This window comes from Pseudomonas deceptionensis, from assembly GCF_900106095.1.
Lineage (GTDB): Bacteria > Pseudomonadota > Gammaproteobacteria > Pseudomonadales > Pseudomonadaceae > Aquipseudomonas > Aquipseudomonas deceptionensis.
In genome coordinates, this window is record NZ_FNUD01000002.1 from 2,602,249 (window position 1) to 2,625,223 (window position 22,975).

At 50.7% G+C, this 22,975-nt stretch carries 20 protein-coding genes; all 20 read left to right on the forward strand.

The features are described 5' to 3' along the window. Positions 1-17: 17 nt before the first annotated feature. Positions 18-2,681, forward strand: a complete 2,664-nt coding sequence (gene gyrA / locus BLW11_RS11930) for a DNA gyrase subunit A (RefSeq protein ID WP_048358532.1) — start codon at positions 18-20, stop codon at positions 2,679-2,681. A 215-nt stretch (positions 2,682-2,896) separates the two neighbouring features. After that, a complete protein-coding gene (gene serC, locus BLW11_RS11935; RefSeq protein ID WP_048359502.1) occupies positions 2,897-3,982 on the forward strand; it encodes a 3-phosphoserine/phosphohydroxythreonine transaminase in 1,086 nt (361 codons plus the stop codon). After that, positions 3,982-5,076 (forward strand): prephenate dehydratase, encoded by a 1,095-nt coding sequence (gene pheA / locus BLW11_RS11940; protein WP_016780245.1) that lies wholly within the window; start codon positions 3,982-3,984, stop codon positions 5,074-5,076. The genes serC and pheA overlap by 1 nt, the downstream gene beginning before the upstream one ends. Positions 5,077-5,087: 11 nt before the next feature. Next, positions 5,088-6,200, forward strand: coding sequence for a histidinol-phosphate transaminase (hisC, locus tag BLW11_RS11945; protein ID WP_048358531.1), 1,113 nt, complete (start codon positions 5,088-5,090; stop codon positions 6,198-6,200). After that, positions 6,193-8,436 carry a bifunctional prephenate dehydrogenase/3-phosphoshikimate 1-carboxyvinyltransferase gene (locus BLW11_RS11950; protein ID WP_048358530.1) on the forward strand — a complete coding sequence of 748 codons (2,244 nt, stop codon included), beginning with the start codon at positions 6,193-6,195 and terminating at the stop codon, positions 8,434-8,436. Before hisC ends, BLW11_RS11950 begins: the two co-directional genes overlap by 8 nt. Then, positions 8,436-9,119 (forward strand): (d)CMP kinase, encoded by a 684-nt coding sequence (gene cmk, locus BLW11_RS11955; RefSeq protein WP_162200687.1) that lies wholly within the window; start codon positions 8,436-8,438, stop codon positions 9,117-9,119. The genes BLW11_RS11950 and cmk overlap by 1 nt, the downstream gene beginning before the upstream one ends. Positions 9,120-9,245: 126 nt before the next feature. Continuing rightward, positions 9,246-10,940 carry a 30S ribosomal protein S1 gene (rpsA, locus tag BLW11_RS11960; RefSeq protein ID WP_019826775.1) on the forward strand — a complete coding sequence of 565 codons (1,695 nt, stop codon included), beginning with the start codon at positions 9,246-9,248 and terminating at the stop codon, positions 10,938-10,940. Positions 10,941-11,271: 331 nt separating this feature from the next. Continuing rightward, the gene (ihfB, locus tag BLW11_RS11965) at positions 11,272-11,568 is read left to right on the forward strand and encodes an integration host factor subunit beta (RefSeq protein WP_003447108.1); all 297 of its coding nucleotides are present in this window, start codon (positions 11,272-11,274) and stop codon (positions 11,566-11,568) included. A gap of 24 nt (positions 11,569-11,592) precedes the next feature. Continuing rightward, the gene (locus BLW11_RS11970; RefSeq protein WP_048358528.1) at positions 11,593-11,844 is read left to right on the forward strand and encodes a LapA family protein; all 252 of its coding nucleotides are present in this window, start codon (positions 11,593-11,595) and stop codon (positions 11,842-11,844) included. Positions 11,845-12,169: 325 nt separating this feature from the next. Further along, entirely contained in the window at positions 12,170-13,522 is a 1,353-nt protein-coding gene (locus BLW11_RS11975; RefSeq protein WP_082136246.1) for a Wzz/FepE/Etk N-terminal domain-containing protein, read from the forward strand. Positions 13,523-13,922: 400 nt separating this feature from the next. Beyond that, positions 13,923-14,135, forward strand: a complete 213-nt coding sequence (locus BLW11_RS24285) for an MBL fold metallo-hydrolase RNA specificity domain-containing protein (protein WP_420912192.1) — start codon at positions 13,923-13,925, stop codon at positions 14,133-14,135. A gap of 99 nt (positions 14,136-14,234) precedes the next feature. Beyond that, positions 14,235-14,762 (forward strand): transcription/translation regulatory transformer protein RfaH, encoded by a 528-nt coding sequence (gene rfaH / locus BLW11_RS11980; RefSeq protein WP_193790160.1) that lies wholly within the window; start codon positions 14,235-14,237, stop codon positions 14,760-14,762. A gap of 156 nt (positions 14,763-14,918) precedes the next feature. Beyond that, entirely contained in the window at positions 14,919-15,812 is an 894-nt protein-coding gene (rfbA, locus tag BLW11_RS11985) for a glucose-1-phosphate thymidylyltransferase RfbA (protein ID WP_048358526.1), read from the forward strand. After that, a complete protein-coding gene (gene rfbC, locus BLW11_RS11990; protein ID WP_048358525.1) occupies positions 15,809-16,366 on the forward strand; it encodes a dTDP-4-dehydrorhamnose 3,5-epimerase in 558 nt (185 codons plus the stop codon). Before rfbA ends, rfbC begins: the two co-directional genes overlap by 4 nt. Positions 16,367-16,514: 148 nt before the next feature. Next, a complete protein-coding gene (locus tag BLW11_RS11995; RefSeq protein ID WP_048358524.1) occupies positions 16,515-17,087 on the forward strand; it encodes an acyltransferase in 573 nt (190 codons plus the stop codon). Beyond that, positions 17,074-18,204: a dTDP-4-amino-4,6-dideoxygalactose transaminase gene (rffA, locus tag BLW11_RS12000; protein ID WP_048358523.1), complete on the forward strand. Its 1,131-nt coding sequence runs from the start codon at positions 17,074-17,076 to the stop codon at positions 18,202-18,204. Before BLW11_RS11995 ends, rffA begins: the two co-directional genes overlap by 14 nt. Positions 18,205-18,210: 6 nt before the next feature. Further along, a complete protein-coding gene (locus tag BLW11_RS12005; protein WP_053069522.1) occupies positions 18,211-19,494 on the forward strand; it encodes an O-antigen translocase in 1,284 nt (427 codons plus the stop codon). Then, a complete protein-coding gene (locus tag BLW11_RS12010; RefSeq protein WP_048358522.1) occupies positions 19,478-20,743 on the forward strand; it encodes a glycosyltransferase family 4 protein in 1,266 nt (421 codons plus the stop codon). The genes BLW11_RS12005 and BLW11_RS12010 overlap by 17 nt, the downstream gene beginning before the upstream one ends. A 58-nt stretch (positions 20,744-20,801) precedes the next feature. Then, positions 20,802-21,755 carry a hypothetical protein gene (locus BLW11_RS12015; protein ID WP_048358521.1) on the forward strand — a complete coding sequence of 318 codons (954 nt, stop codon included), beginning with the start codon at positions 20,802-20,804 and terminating at the stop codon, positions 21,753-21,755. Positions 21,756-21,934: 179 nt separating this feature from the next. Further along, positions 21,935-22,975 carry a polysaccharide biosynthesis protein gene (locus tag BLW11_RS12020; RefSeq protein WP_048358520.1) on the forward strand — a complete coding sequence of 347 codons (1,041 nt, stop codon included), beginning with the start codon at positions 21,935-21,937 and terminating at the stop codon, positions 22,973-22,975.

Here is a 22,975-nt window from a genome sequence, read left to right on the forward strand (position 1 = left end):
AAGGAATCAGGCTTCTCATGGGCGAACTGGCCAAAGAAATCCTCCCGGTCAATATCGAAGACGAGCTGAAACAGTCCTACCTCGACTACGCGATGAGCGTAATTGTCGGGCGGGCACTGCCTGATGCACGCGATGGCTTGAAGCCCGTGCACCGGCGTGTGCTGTTTGCGATGAGCGAACTGAACAATGACTGGAACAAGCCGTACAAGAAATCTGCCCGTGTGGTCGGTGACGTAATCGGTAAGTATCACCCGCACGGTGATACGGCTGTTTATGACACCATCGTTCGAATGGCTCAGCCATTCTCCCTGCGCTACCTGCTGGTAGACGGTCAGGGCAACTTCGGTTCGGTCGACGGCGACAACGCTGCGGCCATGCGATACACCGAAGTACGCATGACCAAGTTGGCCCACGAGCTGCTGGCCGACTTGCACAAAGAGACCGTGGACTGGGTGCCGAACTACGACGGCACGGAAATGATCCCGGCCGTCATGCCGACACGAATTCCCAACTTGCTGGTCAACGGCTCCAGCGGTATCGCTGTGGGCATGGCCACCAACATCCCGCCGCACAACCTCGGTGAAGTCATCGACGGTTGTCTGGCGCTGATCGACAACCCCGAGCTGAGCATCGACGAACTGATGCAGTTCATCCCGGGGCCTGACTTCCCGACGGCAGCGATCATCAACGGTCGTGCCGGCATCATCGAAGCCTATCGCACCGGTCGTGGCCGCATTTACATGCGTGCCCGCTCGATGATTGAAGACATCGACAAAGTCGGTGGTCGTCAGCAGATCGTGATTACCGAGCTGCCGTACCAGTTGAACAAGGCGCGTTTGATCGAGAAGATCGCCGAGCTGGTTAAAGAGAAGAAACTCGAAGGCATTACCGAGCTGCGTGACGAGTCTGACAAAGACGGCATGCGCGTGGTGATCGAGCTGCGTCGTGGCGAAGTGCCAGAGGTTATTCTCAATAACCTCTACGCCCAGACCCAGCTGCAAGCTGTTTTCGGTATCAACATCGTAGCGCTGATCGATGGTCGCCCACGCATCCTGAACCTTAAGGATCTGCTGGAAGCCTTTGTACGTCACCGTCGCGAAGTGGTTACCCGTCGTACTGTTTTCGAACTGCGTAAAGCTCGTGAACGTGGTCACATCCTTGAGGGCCAGGCTGTTGCCCTGTCCAACATTGATCCGGTGATCGCGCTGATCAAAGCCTCTCCAACCCCGTCTGAAGCCAAGGAAGCGCTGATCAGCACGCCTTGGGAGTCGACTGCAGTGGTGGCGATGGTTGAGCGTGCCGGTGCCGATTCGTGCCGCCCCGACAACCTTGATCCGCAATACGGTTTGCGCGAAGGCAAGTACTTCCTGTCGCCAGAGCAGGCGCAAGCCATTCTTGAATTGCGCTTGCACCGCCTGACCGGCCTTGAGCACGAGAAGCTGCTGGCCGAGTACCAGGAAATCCTCAACCAGATCGGTGAGCTGATCCGCATCCTGAACAGCGCCGAGCGCTTGATGGAAGTGATCCGTGAGGAGCTGGAAGTCATTCGTGCTGAATACGGCGACGTGCGCCGTACTGAAATCCTGGATCACCGTCTTGACCTGACACTGGGCGACATGATTCCGGAAGAAGAGCGCGTGGTGACCATTTCCCACGGAGGCTACGCCAAGACTCAGCCATTGGCTGCGTATCAGGCACAGCGTCGTGGCGGTAAAGGTAAATCGGCCACTGGCGTGAAGGATGAGGACTACATCGCTCACCTGCTGGTTGCCAACAGTCACACCACGCTGTTGCTGTTCTCCAGCAAAGGCAAGGTGTACTGGCTCAAGACTTATGAAATCCCTGAAGCGTCCCGCGCTGCCCGTGGTCGCCCGCTGGTGAACCTGTTGCCGTTGGGTGAGGGTGAATACATCACCACCATGCTGCCGGTCGAGGAATACACCGAAGGTCACTTCATCTTTATGGCAACCGCTAACGGCACCGTGAAGAAGACCCCGCTGGAATCCTTCAGTCGTCAGCGCAGCGTAGGTTTGATCGCGCTGGAACTGGACGAAGGCGATGTACTGATCAGCGCTGCGATCACCGATGGCGAGCGCGAAGTCATGCTGTTCTCCGACGGTGGCAAGGTGACACGCTTCAAAGAGTCCGATGTACGTGCCATGGGCCGTACAGCCCGCGGCGTGCGCGGCATGCGTCTGCCAGAAGGGCAGAAGCTGATTTCGATGCTGATCCCTGAAGAAGGCAGCCAGATCCTCACCGCTTCGGCGCGTGGTTATGGCAAGCGCACGGCGATCAGTGAATTCCCTGAATACAAGCGTGGCGGTCAGGGCGTTATCGCCATGGTCAGCAACGATCGTAACGGCCGTCTGGTCGGTGCGGTTCAGGTGCAGGACGGCGAAGAGATCATGCTCATCTCCGATCAGGGCACTCTGGTGCGTACCCGTGTAGACGAAGTGTCGAGCCTGGGTCGTAACACCCAGGGCGTCACCTTGATCAAGCTGGCGAGCGATGAAACGCTGGTCGGACTTGAGCGGGTTCAGGAGCCTTCGGAAGTCGAAGGTGAAGAACTCGAAGGTGAGGGCGAAGGCGGTGCAGGGTTCGACGGTGAGGCCATCCTTGATGGCGTTGACGACGAGCAGCCTCTAGAGGCTGGCGCTGACGAAGAAGAGCCGCAGGAATAAGCGGACACACAGGGGGCGGATGAGAATTCGCCCCCTTGTTGTATGTCCAGAATGAAAGTTCGTGACACTGTGGGAGCGAGCCCGCTCGCGATGGCATCAGCGCGGTATGTCAGATAGACATCACTGCCCGTATCGCGAGCAAGCCCGCTTCTACAAGTAACAATGTGTCGAGTGTTGATTTATTGCGTGACCACCAAATCAGAGTGAGAGTGGAAGTGAGCAAACGAGCCTATAACTTCTGCGCAGGTCCTGCTGCGCTACCTGAAGCTGTCCTGTTGCGTGCCCAGTCCGAGTTGCTCGACTGGCATGGCAAGGGCCTCTCGGTCATGGAAATGAGCCATCGCAGCGATGAGTTTGTGTCCATTGCGACCAAGGCTGAGCAGGATCTGCGTGACCTGCTGTCTATTCCCTCGAACTACAAAGTCCTGTTTCTGCAAGGCGGCGCAAGCCAGCAATTTGCTCAGATCCCACTTAATCTGCTGCCTGAAAATGGCAAGGCGGATTACATCGACACGGGTATCTGGTCGCAGAAGGCTATTGAAGAAGGTTCGCGTTTCGGCCACATCAACGTGGCAGCAAGCGCCAAGCCTTACGATTACTTCGCGATTCCCGGCCAGAATGAATGGAATCTGTCGAAAGACGCGGCCTATGTTCATTACGCGCCAAACGAAACCATCGGTGGTCTGGAGTTCGATTGGGTTCCAGAAACTGGCGATGTGCCGCTAGTGGCGGACATGTCTTCGGACATCCTGTCGCGTCCGATTGATGTTTCGCGCTTCGGCATGATCTACGCGGGCGCTCAGAAAAACATCGGTCCGAGCGGTATCGTGGTCAACATCATTCGCGAAGACCTGCTGGGGCGTGCGCGGTCCATCTGCCCGACGATGCTTGACTACAAGGTCGCGGCCGACAACGGCTCGATGTACAACACGCCGCCAACACTGGCCTGGTATCTGTCCGGTCTGGTGTTCGAGTGGCTCAAGGAGCAGGGTGGTGTTGAAGCCATCGGCAAGCTCAATGAAGTGAAAAAACGTACCCTGTACGACTTCATTGACGCCAGTGGCCTGTACAGCAACCCGATCAATCTCTCTGATCGTTCGTGGATGAACGTGCCATTCCGTCTGGCTGACGATCGTCTCGACAAGCCATTCCTGGCTGGTGCTGAAGCGCGTGGGCTGCTGAACCTTAAAGGCCATCGCTCGGTGGGCGGCATGCGTGCTTCGATCTATAACGCTGTGGACATCAATGCGGTAAACGCCCTGGTGGCTTACATGGCAGAGTTCGAAAAGGAACACGGCTAATGTCCGAACAGGAACTCAAGGCACTACGCCTGCGTATCGACAGCCTGGACGAAAAAGTCCTGGAGCTGATCAGTGAGCGGGCTCGCTGTGCCCAAGAAGTGGCGCGAGTCAAAATGGCTTCGCTGGCTGAAGGCGAAGTGCCGGTATTTTACCGGCCTGAGCGTGAGGCTCAGGTGCTCAAGCGTGTAATGGAGCGCAATAAAGGCCCGTTGGGTAATGAGGAGATGGCGCGGCTGTTCCGCGAGATCATGTCTTCTTGCCTGGCACTGGAGCAGCCGCTGAAAGTGGCTTATCTCGGCCCTGAAGGCACCTTTACCCAGGCCGCAGCCATGAAACACTTCGGACATGCGGTGATCAGCAAGCCAATGGCTGCTATCGATGAAGTGTTCCGTGAAGTTGCAGCGGGTGCCGTGAATTTTGGTGTGGTACCGGTGGAGAACTCCACTGAAGGTGCAGTCAACCACACGCTCGACAGCTTCCTTGAGCATGACATGGTGATCTGTGGCGAAGTTGAGCTGCGTATCCACCATCACCTGCTGGTGGGTGAGAACACCAAGACTGACAGCATCAGCCGTATCTACTCCCACGCGCAGTCGCTGGCTCAGTGCCGTAAGTGGCTGGATGCGCATTACCCGAATGTCGAGCGTATCGCCGTATCGAGCAATGCCGAGGCCGCCAAGCGGGTGAAGGGTGAGTGGAACTCTGCTGCCATTGCAGGCGATATGGCTGCAGGCTTGTACGGGTTGACCCGATTGGCCGAGAAAATTGAAGACCGCCCGGATAACTCCACGCGGTTCTTGATGATTGGCAGCCAGGAAGTGCCGCCTACCGGTGACGATAAAACGTCGATCATTGTTTCCATGAGCAACCGTCCTGGCGCGCTGCATGAATTGCTGGTGCCGTTCCATGAGAACGGGATCGATCTGACGCGCATCGAGACGCGTCCTTCGCGTAGCGGTAAATGGACCTATGTGTTTTTCATCGACTTTGCTGGCCATCACCGCGACCCGTTGGTCAAAAGTGTCCTGGAGCAGATCAGTCAAGAAGCCGTAGCACTTAAAGTACTGGGTTCCTACCCAAAAGCGGTTCTCTGAGGCGGTCAAACATGAGCGGTGATTTTCTCGCCCTGGCACAGCCGGGCGTGCAACAACTTTCGCCTTACGTCCCGGGCAAGCCTGTGGACGAGCTGGCGCGCGAGCTGGATCTCGATCCGACGACAATCGTGAAGCTGGCCAGCAACGAAAATCCTTTGGGTGCGAGCCCCAAGGCGCTGGAAGCCATTCGTGCCGAGTTGGCTGAGCTGACGCGTTACCCGGACGGTAATGGTTTCGCGCTTAAAAGCCTGTTGGCTGAACAGTGCGGTGTACAGCTTGATCAGGTCACGCTGGGCAACGGCTCGAACGATATTCTGGAGCTGGTGGCGCGTGCCTATCTCGCGCCGGGCTTGAATGCCGTGTTCAGTGAGCATGCGTTTGCGGTCTATCCGATCGTCACTCAAGCGGTTGGCGCGCAGGCGCGGGTGGTGCCGGCAAAGGACTGGGGGCATGATTTGCCTGCCATGCTTGAGGCCATCGACAGCCATACCCGTGTGGTTTTCATCGCCAACCCGAACAACCCGACGGGTACCTGGTTCGGCGTCGATGCGCTGAACGAATTCTTGCAGGATGTGCCCGAGCACGTGCTGGTGGTGCTGGACGAAGCCTATATCGAGTACGCAGAGGGCGGTGAGCTGCCCGACGGGCTGGAGTTCCTGGCCGCATATCCCAACCTGCTGGTTTCACGCACGTTCTCCAAGGCCTACGGCCTGGCGGCCTTGCGTGTTGGCTACGGTTTGTCGACGGCAGTGGTTGCTGATGTATTGAATCGTGTCCGTCAGCCATTCAACGTCAACAGCCTGGCGTTGGCTGCGGCGTGCGCGGCACTGAAAGACACGGACTACTTGGCTCAAAGCCGGCATCTGAACGAAGCCGGGATGCAGCAATTGCAGGATGGCTTTCGCGCGTTGGGCCTGGGCTGGATCCCGTCAAAGGGTAACTTTATTGCGCTGGATCTCGGTCAGGTAGCGGCTCCCATCTATCAGGGGCTGTTGCGTGAGGGCGTCATTGTTCGTCCGGTGGCCAACTACGGGATGCCGAACCATCTGCGTATCACAATTGGTTTGCCGGTGGAAAATACCCGCCTGCTTGAGGCGCTGGCCAAGGTTCTAGCTCGTGGTTGATGTAAAGTCAGTGCAGTCTGTAAAACCTGTTATCGGTCGTTTGGTCGTTGTTGGATTGGGTCTGATTGGAGGCTCCTTCGCCAAAGGTATGCGCGAGAGCGGTCTGTGCGCGGAGGTGGTCGGTGTTGATCTTGACCCTCAGTCCTGCGTGCTTGCGGTGGAGTTGGGGGTGGTCGATCGCTGCGAGGCAGATCTGGCAGCTGCCTGTGCAGGCGCTGATGTGATCCAGTTGGCGGTGCCGATTCTGGCCATGGAGAAAATGCTCGGCCTTTTGGCGGGTATGGATCTTGGTCGGGCAGTCCTTACGGATGTGGGCAGTGCCAAAGGCAATGTCGTGCGCGCGGCGACCCAAGCCTTTGGCGGTATGCCAGCACGCTTTGTGCCGGGCCATCCGATTGCGGGGTCCGAGCAAAGTGGTGTTGAGGCCTCCAATGCCAGCCTGTTCGAGCGCCACAAGGTTATTTTGACGCCTGTAGTGCAAACCGATCCTGATGCGCTGGCCCTGGTCGATGTGATGTGGCGTGCCCTTGGGGCCGACGTCGAGCACATGCAGGTTGAGCGCCATGATGAGGTGTTGGCTGCAACCAGTCATTTGCCTCATCTGCTGGCTTTCGGGCTGGTGGACTCTCTTGCCAAGCGCAACGAGAATCTGGATATCTTCCGTTACGCTGCGGGTGGCTTCCGTGATTTCACAAGAATCGCTGGCAGCGACCCGGTAATGTGGCATGACATTTTCCTTGCGAATCGCGAGGCAGTGCTGCGCACATTGGATACATTTCGCAGTGATCTCGACGCCTTGCGCGACGCGGTCGATGCAGGGGATGGGCATCAATTGCTGGGCGTCTTTACCCGCGCCCGGGTTGCCCGCGAGCATTTCAGTAAAATCCTGGCCCGCCGGGCCTATGTGGACGCTATGAATTCCAACGATCTGATCTTTTTGGCAAATCCTGGTGGTCAAGTAACTGGCCGGATCCGCGTACCAGGCGACAAATCCATTTCTCACCGCTCGATCATGCTCGGCTCTTTGGCTGAAGGCACGACCGAGGTGGAAGGCTTCCTTGAAGGCGAAGATGCCCTGGCAACGTTGCAGGCATTCCGTGATATGGGGGTGGTGATTGAAGGGCCGCACCATGGTCGCGTGACCATCCATGGTGTTGGTTTGCATGGCTTGAAAGCCCCGCCTGGCCCGATCTATCTGGGCAACTCGGGTACTTCGATGCGTCTGTTGTCAGGCCTGCTGGCCGCGCAGAGCTTCGATACCACGCTGACTGGCGACGCTTCCCTTACCAAGCGCCCGATGAATCGGGTGGCCAATCCATTGCGCGAAATGGGTGCAGTGATTGAAACCGCTGCCGAAGGTCGTCCGCCGATGACCATTCGCGGCGGTCATGCATTGAAAGGCATGAGCTATACCTTGCCGATGGCAAGTGCCCAGGTTAAGTCCTGTCTGTTGCTTGCAGGCTTGTATGCAGAGGGCAAAACTTCGGTCACCGAGCCTGCACCGACTCGCGATCACACCGAGCGCATGCTGCAAGGCTTCGGCTACCCGGTTGCGGTTAATGGTCCTACAGCTTCGGTTGAATCGGGTCACAAGCTGACGGCAACTCATATTGAAGTGCCGGGCGATATTTCCTCGTCGGCATTCTTCCTGGTAGCTGCTTCAATCGCTGAAGGCTCGGATCTGCTGCTTGAGCATGTAGGTATTAACCCGACACGTACTGGCGTTATCGATATTTTGCGTCTGATGGGGGCGGATATCACCCTCGAAAACCAGCGCGAAGTAGGCGGCGAGCCGGTAGCTGATCTGCGTGTGCGTGCTGCCAAACTCAAAGGTATCGAGATTCCTGAAGAGCTGGTGCCGCTGGCGATTGACGAATTCCCGGTATTGTTCGTTGCCGCAGCTGTGGCTGAGGGTCGTACGATCCTGCGTGGCGCAGAAGAGCTGCGGGTCAAGGAGTCTGACCGGATTCAGGTGATGGCAGATGGCTTGCTTACACTGGGAGTGAAGTGCGAACCGACACCCGACGGCATCATCATTGATGGCGGGACAATCGGTGGCGGTGAAGTGCATGGGCATGGCGATCACCGCATCGCAATGGCTTTCAGCGTGGCTTCATTGCGCGCAACCGCTCCAATTCGTATCCATGACTGCGCCAACGTAGCGACTTCGTTTCCGAACTTCCTTGCCCTGTGCAAGCAAGTGGGTATGCGTGTTGCCCAAGAGGCCAACTCGTGATGGCTTTGGCGCCGGTCATCACCATCGACGGCCCTAGCGGTTCCGGTAAAGGTACCGTTGCGGGCATCCTGGCCAAGCGTCTTGGGTGGAACTTGCTCGATTCCGGTGCCCTGTATCGCTTGCTCGCTTTTGCTGCGGGCAACCACGGTGTTGCGCTGGATAACGAGGCGCTACTTGAAAAGCTGGCTGCGCATCTTGATGTGCAGTTCATCGGAGCGACCGACGGTAAGCCTGCACGTATCATTCTGGAAGGTGATGAGGTGACTCACGCCATTCGCAGTGAAGCTGTTGCAGCCGGAGCCTCGAAAGTCGCGGCCTTGCCGGCCGTTCGCGATGCATTGCTTCAGCGTCAGCGTGCATTTCAGGAGCTGCCGGGCCTGGTCGCAGATGGTCGTGACATGGGTACGGTGGTATTTCCTGATGCTCCGTTGAAGGTATTTCTGACGGCTAGCGCTGAGGAGAGGGCTCGTCGCCGTTACTTGCAGTTGAAGGCTAAGGGCGATGATGTTAGTCTCACAGGTCTGCTAGATGAGATTCGTGCCCGCGATGAGCGTGATACGCAGCGTGCAATAGCCCCGCTCAAACCGGCGGCTGATGCCATACAGCTGGACTCTACGGAGTTATCCATCGAGCAGGTGCTGGAACACATCATGAGTGAAATCGCGCTTCGCGATATCGCTTGATGACCAAGAAAGCGCGCAGGAGACCAGAAATAGTCCTGCATGCCTTCTTTTATATAAACGTAACCCACATTGTCTGGAATGTGGCAGATGGGCGTATTCCTTCGCCCTTGATCAACAGGAATTAAAATGAGCGAAAGCTTTGCAGAACTCTTTGAAGAAAGCCTAAAAACCCTGAATCTTCAGGCTGGCTCGATCATCACCGCTATCATCGTTGATATCGATTACCAAGCTGGTTGGGTTACCGTTCACGCTGGTTTGAAGTCTGAAGGCCTCATCCCGCTGGAGCAGTTCCACAACGACGCTGGCGAACTGAACATCAACATCGGTGATGAAGTTCACGTTGCGCTGGACGCGGTCGAAGACGGCTTTGGCGAAACCAAACTGTCCCGTGAAAAAGCCAAGCGCGCTGAATGCTGGATCGTTCTGGAAGCAGCCTTCGCAGCAGAAGAAGTGGTCAAGGGCGTTATCAACGGTAAGGTTAAAGGCGGCTTCACTGTCGACGTTAACGGCATCCGTGCGTTCCTGCCAGGTTCTCTGGTTGACGTTCGTCCAGTGCGCGACACCACGCACCTGGAAGGCAAAGAGCTGGAATTCAAGGTCATCAAACTTGACCAGAAGCGCAACAACGTTGTTGTTTCGCGTCGCAGCGTTCTTGAAGCAGAGAACTCGGCTGAGCGTGAAGCTCTGCTGGAATCCCTGCAAGAAGGCCAGCAAGTTAAAGGTATCGTTAAAAACCTCACGGATTACGGCGCATTTGTCGATCTGGGCGGCGTCGATGGCCTGCTGCACATCACCGACATGGCTTGGAAACGTATCAAGCATCCTTCCGAAATTGTCAACGTTGGCGACGAGATCGATGTCAAGGTTCTGAAATACGATCGCGAACGCAATCGTGTTTCCCTGGGCCTGAAGCAGCTGGGCGAAGATCCATGGGTTGCTATCAAAGCCCGTTACCCAGAAAGCACTCGCGTTACCGCTCGTGTAACCAACCTGACTGACTACGGCTGCTTCGCAGAGCTGGAAGAAGGCGTTGAAGGTCTGGTACACGTTTCCGAAATGGACTGGACCAACAAGAACATCCACCCTTCGAAAGTCGTACAAGTCGGCGACGAAGTGGAAGTTATGGTTCTGGACATCGACGAAGAGCGTCGTCGTATCTCCCTGGGCATCAAGCAGTGCAAATCTAACCCATGGGAAGATTTCTCTGGCCAGTTCAACAAGGGCGATAAAATCTCCGGCACCATCAAGTCGATCACCGATTTCGGTATCTTCATTGGTCTGGACGGCGGCATCGACGGCCTGGTTCACCTGTCCGACATCTCCTGGAACGAAGTTGGCGAAGAAGCCGTACGTCGTTTCAAGAAGGGCGACGAGCTTGACACCGTTATCCTGTCTGTTGATCCAGAGCGTGAGCGCATCTCCCTGGGTATCAAGCAGCTGGAAAGCGATCCGTTCTCCGAGTACGTACAAGAGAACGACAAAGGCGCAATCGTTAAGGGCATCGTGAAAGAAGTTGACGCTAAAGGCGCCATCATCACTCTGGCCAACGATATCGAAGCTACTCTGAAAGCGTCCGAAATCAGCCGTGACCGCATCGAAGATGCACGTAACGTTCTGAAAGAAGGCGAAGAAGTAGAAGCCAAGATCATCAGCGTTGATCGCAAAAGCCGCGTAATCCAACTGTCCATCAAGTCGAAAGACGTTGAAGACGAGAAGGAAGCAATCCAGAGCCTGCGCGATAAGCCAGCTACCTCTGAGATCGCTGCTGGTCCGACCACTTTGGGCGACCTGTTGCGTGCACAAATGGAAAAACAGAACTAAGTTCTGATTGACCATAGAAAAAGGGCGACTTAGGTCGCCCTTTTTTGTGTCTGCGATTTGAGTGGGTGAGGGTGGCGGGCGCTTGTATGGGCTTTTTTGATGCTCGGGCAGGCGAAGCTGTGGGTCAGGGCGGGCGTTGCCGCCAAGCCGTCTGTATAAGGCGTTGGGTGGTAGCTGTCTGAGTGCCATGCTTGTTCATGGGGTCGAAAGAAGATTGGAGCGGGGTTTGGAGCTTGCAAAGATAAGTCAATCCATGGGCTGTTCAAATTCTTTCGATCATGCTAAAACCTTGGAAGTGCTGATCTAGCTGCTTGAAAAAGAAGGGAAAAATATGACGAAGTCGGAGTTGATCGAACGAATTGTCACCCATCAAGGGCTACTTTCATCCAAGGATGTAGAGTTGGCCATCAAGACCATGCTTGAACAAATGTCCCAATGCCTGGCGACCGGTGATCGAATCGAAATCCGTGGGTTTGGCAGTTTCTCGCTGCACTACCGCGCCCCTCGCGTCGGCCGCAACCCCAAGACCGGTCAGTCTGTAAGCCTGGACGGGAAATTTGTTCCTCATTTCAAACCGGGCAAAGAGCTACGGGATCGAGTGAATGAAGATGAGGAAGACGACATTTAATCCTTCAGGGAGCAGGAGTTACCTATGCGAAACGTCAAACGTGCAGTTTTAGTGGTGCTGTCCCTGATAGTCATGTTTGGGGTTGTAATTTTCATCCTCGAAAATCAGCAACCCACGGCATTGATGTTTTTGGGCTGGCGCTCGCCCGAACTGCCGGAATCGTTGTTTTTCATAGGCGCTTTGCTGGCTGGCATGGCGGTTGGGCCGCTAATAGGCTTTATTGCTTACAGGCGAAAAGCGGGCAGGCTAAAGAGCCGGTTACTGGCGCAATCATAAGTCTTCTTCCTTGGGCTTTCATGCAGACAGCTTTAGGGGCTCAGTCTGCTTGCACGAGGAAGCCGGGAAGGTTTTGAGAGGCTTTTTTTCATAAAAACCCCGGCCAGAATTACTCTGTAGAATGAGAATTTTCCTAAAGGCTGATGGGTTGTAATGTTTTAGAATGCTGGCAGAATGCGGATTGTTCTCGAAGGCCAGAAATTTTTAAGCTTCTTCAGGCAAACAGTGATAGTTAAGCCTGATGATCAAAATCACGATTTCAAGCGTTTTTTAAAAATTTCTGCATAACGAGCCCGCAGTTTCTTAATGAAGGCAGGCATTGGTTGTGAGTAGCAATTCCCCTATTTCCGTTGGGCCGCTGTCTAATGAGGCTGATTTATTTTCCTTGTTTCAGGCCGTTTGGCTCCAAAAAAAAATCGTTATTACCTCTACCGTGCTGTGTGCTCTGATTGCTTGGAGCTACGCATATCTGGCCACGCCTGAATACCAGGTTAGCAGCATCCTTCGCCCCGCTGCGATCAATGAACTGGATGCGCTCAATCGCTCAGGTGTTTACACCCTGCCGCCCAGTGAAGCTTTGTTGAAAGTTGGCTCATCCCTTGAGTCTTATGACACGCGGCTGGGCTTCTTCAGAAATAACCAGGCGTTATTCAGTCAGTTCAAGAATCCGGACCGCTCCTTGGAGCAAAGCTTCGAGGACTTCAATCGAAGTTCGCTGAAGCTGATTCTTCCTGATCCTAAGAAAGCAGCTCTGATGAGTGCTTACATTGGGCTGGAGTTGAATTACCCTCAAGGGGTTGATGGTGTAAAAATTCTTAATGGTTTAGTGGATTACGCTATCGCTGCCGAGCGCGAGCAAATTGCCGCAGATCTCAAGGTCATCGTGAACAACCGTCTGACCGAGCTGAAGGGGAAGCTCGATGCGGCGCGTGCCAGCTATGAAACCGATAAAGAGGGACGAATTGCTACCCTGCTGGAGGCTGACAACCTTAAGCGGGCACAGCTGCAGGACGAACTAAAGGCATTACGCCAACAACTCAAGACCGGCCGTATGGACCGTATGTCCCAGCTGGATGAGGCGATTGGCATTGCCAGACAGTTGGGTATTAAAAAGCCAACAACCCCTTCGGCCCTGGGAGACCCAGTTCGCTCGGGTGAAACCAGTGTCATGCGCACCGAAATCAACAACCAACAGATTCCCCTCTACTTTATGGGTGTTGAAGCGCTTGAGGCAGAGCGTGCAGCTTTGCAGCACCGTAAAACTGACGATTTCACCGCAGAGCGTATTGCGCAGATTGCCCGAGAACTGCAGTTGCTGCAAAGCAACCGCGAAGTCGAGGTGCTCAAGCAACGTCAAAATGAGGATTTGTTCTTGGGTGGAGTTGAGCCTCTGCGCGCTGAAATCGTGCGCCTTGGCGGGGTTGCGAATCTTGATATCAGTAATTTGAAGCTGGTATCTGTCGATCGTGAGGCCTTGGAGCCCTTAGGCCCAATCAAGCCCAGGAAGGCCTTGATTGTGGCGTTCGGAGTGGTGCTCGGCGGTCTGTTAGGTATTTTCATTGTTTTGATCAGGCACACTATGGCGATGCGTCATGGGCAAAAACCTTATCCGGTACCAGCGGGTGTTTTGGCAGGTTCGATAGGCAGTGGAAAAACCGTGCAGAAGCAGCGGCCTTGATCAGCCCGTGGGGCGGGTAATTCCCGGCCCATTTTATGGGCTAATGGCCTCGTCATGGAGCTGTACCCAGAGATAGTTATGCCTAATCTACACATCATGCACCACGGTTCCGTAATCGGTACGTGGTTCCAATTGCAGATGGATACCCGTAACCATCAGAGCAGATGATCGCCAATGGTGGACACGCGCATACATGCGGACATGTCACTATCTTGCCGTCACGGGCCGGCCTGTAATGGTTAATGCCTCCAGAGGCATATGCGCCAGTGGTCGTATAGTCAACGACCTTAAGGTCAGGTTGGGGCTCGGTGGGCATAATATGATTTTTACCAGTAGCCAGAGGCAATGCAGAATCGGTTGAGTCACTCAACAAAACTTCTCCCAAAGCGGTTTTGTTGAATTGGAGAGTGAGCTCTGTATTATCCGTACAGGCATTTACACTTTGAGTGGTTACTCAGCCCATGCAGGCCAGCAGGATTTGCACAAATTTGTCTCTAGTATTGAGTCGGCCGGAACAAATACCTCAGGTGCATGGCGAAATAGTGGCAAAACAAACATTAAAAAGAGCTCTTGGGGTTGTATCAATCACGTAATAAATCTGTCGATGTACTAGTCCCTACGGACTACTACCCCGCTACAAACCCAACGGCTTGCCATTGGCACATCCGCTGCCCAATGGTAGAACACGGAAGAACCTATCAATGAATTGCCCATGCACATAACAAGTAGCGCCGTTACTCAAGAACCCGATGAATCCAGATCTGGTGACTGGTATCTGGTGCAATGCAAACCCAGACAAGATGAGCGCGCTGAGGAAAACCTCCTGCGCCAGGGCTATGAATGCTCACGGCCAGCTTGCCGGCGTGAACGGCTGTTGCGCGGCCAGATGCAACATGTTCAGGAATCGCTTTTCCCGGGCTATCTGTTCATCCACATGCCGCAGGGTGCCAATTGGGCTCCCTTGCGTTCAACACGTGGTGTCGCGCGGATTGTGGCCTTTGGTGGCCGTCCCTTAGCAGTTAGACACGAACTGGTTGCCCAGTTGCAGGACCGTGCAGATATACACATCATCACGACGTTAAGCCCTGGCGATAAAGTCACAATCCTGGATCAAGGTTTCGCAGGTATTGAGTCCATTTTTATGACCATGGACGGCGAAGAAAGAGTCATTTTGCTCATCAATTTAATGAACCGTCAGCAACAGATCAGTCTACCTTTGGCGAGCATTACCAATCGCTAATTAGAACTCTGGGGCGGCCGAGTCAATCAAAAAAACGCGTTCTCAGGAATTGACGATGAATCCTGGGGCGGTAGCGTGTTTTATCAAAAAAGATTTCAGTCACTACCCGCCAGTGCTGCGGGTGGTGCACCGAACAGCTAAGGAAGTGCTTGCAACATGACCATCCTCAAACGTAAAGGCATAATCCTCGCTGGCGGTTCGGGCACACGCTTGCATCCGCTCACATTGGGTGTGTCCAAGCAGATGCTACCGATCTACGACAAACCGATGATTTTTTACCCGCTGTCCGTGCTGATGCTGGCCGGGATGCAAGAAATATTGATCATCTCCACGCCTGAAGATTTGCCGTGTTTCAAAAAACTGCTGGGCGACGGCAGCCAATACGGTATTCAACTGAGCTACGCCGAACAGCCTAGCCCCGATGGTTTGGCACAGGCCTTCATTATCGGTGAAGAGTTTATTGGTAAAGATCCTGTGTGCCTGATTCTCGGCGATAATATATTTTATGGGCAGCATTTTTCGGACAACCTGCGTGCAGCCATGTCCCGTGAGACAGGCGCAACGGTATTTGGTTACCACGTATCGGATCCAGAGCGTTTTGGTGTTGTTGAGTTCGATAGTACTGGTCGTGCATTGAGTATTGAAGAAAAGCCGGAAAAGCCAAAGTCCAACTATGCAGTGACGGGGCTGTATTTTTACGATAACCAAGTAGTTGAAATCGCAAAAAATATAAAGCCTTCCGCCCGGGGCGAGCTGGAAATTACCGATGTCAATCGTGCTTATCTTAAAAATAAAAATATCACAGTTGAAATGTTGGGGCGCGGGTTTGCATGGCTTGACACAGGGACTCATGAGTCATTGCTGGAGGCCAGTCACTTCGTACATACCATTGAGCAGCGTCAGGGGTTGAAGGTGGCCTGTTTGGAAGAGATAGCTTTCAATAAAGGATGGATTACATCCGGAGCGCTAGAGTTACAGGGAAGAAAACTTGAGAAGACAGGATATGGACAATATCTGTTGCGAATTTTCTTAGAAAGCAGCCCCGAATGAAAATTACGAGAACCGAAATTCCAGATGTATTGCTCATAGAGCCTGTTATTTTTACAGACTCTCGCGGTTGGTTCATGGAAACCTTTAATGAGAAAAAGTTTCTTGAGAGCTTAAAGACTTTGAATGTGGCAATCCCGAAGTCTTTTGTACAGGACAATCACTCTTGTTCTTCCAAAGGTGTGCTGAGGGGGCTGCACTTTCAAGCCTCTCCGTATGCACAAGGTAAATTGGTACGAGTCGTGAAAGGTGCTGCGTACGATGTGGTCGTCGACATCAGGAAAGACTCGCAGACTTACTTGCAGTGGTTCGGAATTGAGCTGAATTGTACCAATAACCTGATGTTGTGGATCCCGGAGGGTTTTGCTCATGGGTTCCTTACCCTAGAAGACGACACTCATTTTTTATATAAGACAACAGATTATTATCACAAGGAATCCGAACGCACCATTTTGTGGAGTGATCCCGCTTTGTCGATTCAGTGGCCAGAGCTGGGTGGGTACATTGTAAGTCAAAAGGATTCAGAGGCGCTTACTCATGATGAAGTGCTTATATAGATGCTGGTTGATAAAGGGAGTTTAATTACTCTCTGTATAAGGTGATTGATGTTTAATATTGGCTGGGTGAAAAGAGCGCATGAACTAATACGTGTGCAAAATCACAAGCATCGGATCATAAGGTAATCTTGGCGTATAAGGTGGGTGAATGTCGTATCTGACGGAACAGCAGCTCCAGTCATATGGATTCAAAAGTTTGGGGAGGGGAGTAAAGATAAGCGACAAGGCAAGTATCTATGATGCTTCTGAAATCGAGATTGATGATTACTCCCGAATCGATGATTTTTGTGTGGTCTCCGGGAAAGTCAAGATTGGCAAGTACAACCACATCACCCCCATGTGCCTGGTTGCTGGCGGTGTCGCAGGTATTATCCTGGAAGATTTTTGCACTCTAGCCTATGGCGTAAAAATATTTTCTCAGTCAGATGACTACACTGGAGCGACGCTAGCGAATTCTTTAATTCCCAAAAAGTACAAAAATGAATTTTTTTCGGCTGTTCTATTGCAGCGTCATGTAATCGTTGGTGCTGGGTCTACTATATTTCCCGGCGTAACCATTTCCGAGGGATGCTCCGTGGGTGCCATGGCTTTAGTTACCAAGAGTACTGACGCGTGGGGTATATATGCCGGCGTGCCAGCCAAACGGATAAAAGAGCGGAAAAAAGATCTTTTGTTATTGGAAGTTAAATTTTTAAATGAGCGAAAAAATGATTCCGTTTAATAGGCCGCTTTATACCGGTAATGAAGATCAATACGTCACTGCGGCCATGCGCAGCACAAAAATGTCTGGGGATGGAAAGTTCGGTAAACTGTGCCACTCATGGTTTGAGGAGTATTTGGGGTGTGCTAAAGCCCTATTGACACCCTCATGTACTCATGCGCTGGAGATGGCTGCGATTCTGATCAATATTCAGCCTGGCGATGAAGTCATAATGCCGAGCTATACATTTGTAAGCACGGCCAATGCATTTATCATGCGAGGTGCAAAAGTCATATTTGTAGACGTCAGGCCGGACACCATGAATATTGATGAGACGTTGATTGAGGTGGCCATTACGGAGAAAACTAAAGCTATTGTTCCGGTGCATTATGCGGGTGTCGCCTGCGAGATGGACGTCATTATGGATATTGCAACACGTCATGGGCTATATGTGATAGAGGATGCAGCTCAAGGCATGATGTCTACCTATAAAGGTAAGCCGCTTGGCACAATAGGTCACTTGGGTACCTATAGTTTTCACGAGACAAAAAACTATACAAGTGGTGGTGAAGGCGGGTTACTTATCATTAATGATGAGTCTTTTGTTGGTAGGGCTGAAATAATACGTGAAAAGGGAACTAACAGAGGTCAGTTTTGGAGGGGGATGGTCGATAAGTACACGTGGGTAGATATTGGAAGCAGTTATTTGCCATCTGAATTGCAAGCAGCCTATCTGTATGGGCAGTTATTATGTGCGGATAAAGTCAATGAAGACAGATTGAATACATGGAGAAGTTATTACCATGCCTTTGCGAGTTATAGAGATAAGGTTGAGTTGCCCTATATCCCGGAAAACTGCGTACATAATGCACATATGTTCTATATTAAGTGTAAGGATTTGGATGTGCGCACGAAATTCATCGAAGGCATGAAAAATCAAAATGTAATGACGGTTTTTCACTATGTACCGTTGCACTCGTCTCCTTGCGGTCAGTTGTACGGAACTCTGTCGGGAAGTGATAATTTCACTACCAAGGAAAGTGAACGATTGGTCAGGCTTCCACTGTGGGGCGGTATGTTGTCAGAAGAACGTAATCAAGTAATTCGTGCTGTGGCAACTGTACTGGCAGAAATTTAAACGACCATGAAGGTACTAAATGGTGCGATCCTAACTAGCTGTGCTCACTTATCCAGAATTGTCATGGGTTTGGTGCTTATCAAAATAATTGCTTTCTATCTTGGTGCAGAAGGTATGGGGCAGATCGGGCAATTCATGAGCATGGCGACTATGGTATATATGGTCGCTGGAGGGGGAATTACAAACGCTGTTATAAAATATGTAGCTGAGTACGCATCCAGGCCGAAGCAGCTTTTGCGTTTTCTTTCCACCGCAACAACATATTCAGTTGTCTTTAGCTGCGCTTTACTTTGTGTCGGCGTGATTTTTTCTAAAGTCATAGCTGTCGCTGTCTTTAAAAATTCTGGTATGTATTGGATCATTATTGCACTTGCTTTCGCACAGCTTTTATTTGCCTTTGTGAATTTGGTAGTTGGCGTCAGTAACGGACTGATGCAAACAGCGGTCTATTCCAAAATACAAATTATCGGAAGTGCTTTGGCTCTCCCCTTAATATGGGTTCTTATTGTACAGTTTGGTTTGGCCGGTGCGGCGCTGTCAGTTCTCGTAGTGTATGCAATAACGTGTATACCTGCCTTTTATTTTTACGTAAACTCTACATTTTTTGGTAAAGTAAAATTACGTAAGCTCGAGATGTTTGAGTTTAAACGCATATCCGCCTTTACGGTGATGATGCTGACAAGTGCTTTGACATTTCCCGTGGTTGAAATGATGATACGGCACGTTTTGATAGAGTCGTCAGGGTATGCGGCTGCAGGGATATGGCAAGGAGCGGTCAAACTGTCGAGTGCTTATCTTGGTTTTTTTACCGTGTTTCTTGCGTACTACTTCATGCCTGCTATTTCACGACTTGATAATAAGGGAGAGATTGGCCGCATAACAATAAAGTTCCTAATCTCTATGATGCTGCTGTTCAGTATTGGTGCAAGTGTTTTTTATGTGGGTCGTGATTTTTTAATTCCGCTTATACTCGCATCGAGTTTCGATGCGCTGGGCGATGTTATTGTTTATCAATTGCTAGGTGATCTTTTTAGAGTGTCCTCCTATGTCATTGGGTTTGTTGCTGTTGCCAAAGCGGCAACAAAAATATACATAGCAGCAGAACTTTTGCAGAATGGACTGTTTTTGTTATCTGCAATGCTGATGTTGCACCTCTATGGGGACATAAGAGCTGTGATGGTTTCTTATGCGGTTACATATATCATTTATTTTATAGTGTCTGCAATTTTCTTTGGGTTTTATTTGAAGGCTGCGCCCTTACATAGGAAGGAAAATGCTTCTAGTTGCTAATGTTTTAGAACTAAATGGCGGCACAACTTTTATTTTGAGAGTGGCAAGAGAGTTTGAAAAAAGAAACAAGAAAATTGGTGTTTTGGTTTTAGTTGATAAGGTGGATGAAGAGCTTGAAAAAAGTATTCTCCAGTATGCAGATGTTTACTATCTTAAAGACATTGTTGGCAAAACGTATGCACCATTGATGCGTTCGCCGCTTGGAGTGTTCGCACCAGTTGATTTTTCTAAGGTCTGTAATCTTATAAATACCTATAACAATCATGTGCACCTTATGGGTGTTTTTGGTTTGATTTTTATTAAGCGTTGTCTTTGTGCAGTAAGTGTAAAGGTTCGAATTTCCTTTGGTATCTATCATCAGAATGAAGTTATGTATGATGGCGTTTCATATTACTTTGCCAGGAAGGCCAAAGCACTGTTCGCATCGTTACCTGCCGAAAGTATTGTTTTTTTCAACGAGAAAAACCGCGCCTCATACGAGATTTTTTTCAATAATGATTATTCTAAATCAACGATTGTGCCTATTGGTATAGACACACCCCAAACCGAAGTTGAACTCTTGGGGAGTGCTGGATCCAATCGAATTGTTTCGATTGGTAATTTATATGCATTTAAGTCTTATAATCGCCATGTTATTACGCTGTTACCAGATCTGAAAAAGATTCGACCTGAGTTGGTGTATGAAATATATGGTGCTGGTGAGTATGAGCCGGAGTTGTTAAGACTTGTATCATCCTTGAAAATGGAGTCTTCTGTTCATTTTATGGGGAGCATCGCATACGAGGATATTCCGAAGGTTCTCGAGGGAGCACTGGCATTTGTTGGAAGTGGTACAGCTATCCTTGAGGCGGCAGCCTTGGGCGTGCCTGCAATAATTGGTATAGAGTCGACTAATAAACCAATTACCTATGGTGTTTTGAGCGATATAAAAGGGTTTTCATACAATGAGTTTGATGCAGGCCAAATAATTTACACTATGAAGGAGGTTTTAGTTCGAATAATAAGTAATGCGGATCAATGGGAGGAGGCGGCAGTTGCATGTAAAGCAAAGTCAAAGTCTTTTAGTATTGAACGGACTGTCGATGGTTTGTTGAAATTGGAAGTCCTGGATATGGATCTCACACGCTTCGAAGCTGAAAGATATGTTAATAGTATTGCAGTAAGCTCGTTTTTGGCCTGTGCAGTGAAACATAGTTTTTTTGGTGACAAAACGTTCGCAACTCGCAGGGAGCAAGGGACTTTAAAATGAATGGGCAGTTTTATAATTGTAGCGAATTTTTAATAATCAGAAGCAGTATACGGTCATTATGAATGATTCCCCGCACGGAGTATTAGCTTTCGCCTGGGCTTTGCCTATATTATTTATCAGTCTTTTCATATTTCCCTATTTTACGGCTGGCGATCAGGAGTTTTACAGGTCGTTTTATAATGGCGTTTCTGAACTCTCCTTCGCCGAAGGGTTTGCGTTCTATAAAGACTCCTTGGGTACAAGTGAGCCGGGTTATTTCTTATTATCATTTCTGTTGTCGCCGTTTGTCCCTAAAGATATTTTGTTTTCTGTGTTGAACTTCGTTTTGTTCCAGCAGCTTTTTTTATGGCTGCTAAGGAATGATGTGAGCCGTGTCTTGTTCCCAATGTTGTACTTGAATTTTTACCTGCTTGTTCTCGCATTTTCAGCGGAACGCCTTAAGTTGTCGTTATTGTTTTTTTTGATTGGTTTCTGTGCTTCAAGCCTATTGAGATATTTGTTTTTAGCAGCTTCAGTAATTTCCCATGTTCAAGTTCTAATTTTAATTGCGTCGACTCAAGTTAGAAGGCTAAATGCTGTATTGGGCGCGCTTTTTCAAGGGCGTGTCGGTTACGGTTTTCTATCATTGGCATTTTTGACGATGCTGATGTTAGCTATCTTGTTTGTATTGAGAGACCATATTGCGTCGAAGTTGGGCGCTTATTACGGTGTTTGGGGTGGCCCGGAAGCGGTGCTAAAGCCATTGCTCTTCACACTGTTGTCCGTATTTTATGCTCAGGAAAGAAAATTTGAGGCCCTGTTAGCTTCTTTGCCGTTGGCGCTATGTGCATATTTGATTGGTGAGGAGCGGATAGTAATTTTCAGCTACTTTATTTTTATGTTCTATGCACTTCAGGTTAATCGAGGTCTTAATGTGGGTGTCGCGATAACAAGCTTGTACTTTTCTTATAAAGGTATTTTGTTTTTGAGTAATGTCATGTTTCTTGGTGACGGCTTCGCGAGAGCATCGTGATTGCGATTGCGATTGCGATTGCGATTGCGATTGCATATTGTTATGTGACATGTCTCTTTATTTGCACAGGCTTTAAATTTTATAGATGACGCCTTCGTGATAAGGCCGTCAATTACACGCAATAACTGTCGTACAGGCAGGCTATGACTTCATAGTGCATCCCTTTAGGAAGGTAGGTTGTGGATAATTTTTCCGGAAAAAAACTATTAATCAGTGGCGGAACAGGTTCTTTTGGTAATGCTGTTCTCCAACGCTTTTTAGACAGTGGCATTGCTGAAATTCGAATCTTCAGTCGGGATGAAAAAAAACAAGATGACATGCGCAAGCGTTATAATAACGCCAAGTTAAAATTTTACATTGGTGATGTACGTGATTATCAAAGTGTGCTCAATGCTACCCGCGGTGTTGATTACATTTTTCATGCGGCTGCACTAAAGCAAGTGCCCTCATGTGAATTTCATCCAATGGAGGCAGTTAAGACCAACGTTATAGGTACTGATAATGTCCTGGAAGCCGCTATTCAAAACGAAGTAAAGCGTGTGGTCTGCCTCAGCACCGATAAAGCCGTTTATCCTATCAACGCAATGGGTATCTCCAAAGCTATGATGGAAAAGGTCATGGTTGCCAAAGCGCGGACTGTCGATGATTCCAAAACGGTTATATGCGGAACACGCTACGGTAATGTCATGGCATCACGTGGGTCAGTCATCCCCCTGTTCATTGATCAGATCCGGGCTGGTAAACCATTGTCCATTACAGACCCTAACATGACGCGTTTCATGATGACGCTTTCGGATGCTGTTGATCTCGTTCTTTATGCGTTCGAACACGGCAATAACGGCGATCTGTTCGTTCAAAAAGCCCCTGCTGCAACAGTTGAGACACTCGCCCTTGCGCTAAATGCTCTATTGGGTGTTCCCGATCATCCTATTCAGGTCATTGGCACGCGCCATGGCGAAAAACTTTACGAGGCACTTTTAAGCCGTGAAGAAATGGCGTGTGCAGAAGATATGGGCGATTACTACCGCATACCTCCAGATCTTCGTGATCTGAATTACAGCAAATTTGTTGAGGTAGGGGAGGAGAAAATATCTCATATGGAAGATTATAACTCTCACAACACAGTGCGTCTGGATGTTGAGGGCATGAAAGGGTTACTGTTAAAACTTGGCTTTATGCGCGCCATTCAGAAAGGTGAACATGTGACGCCTGAGGAATGA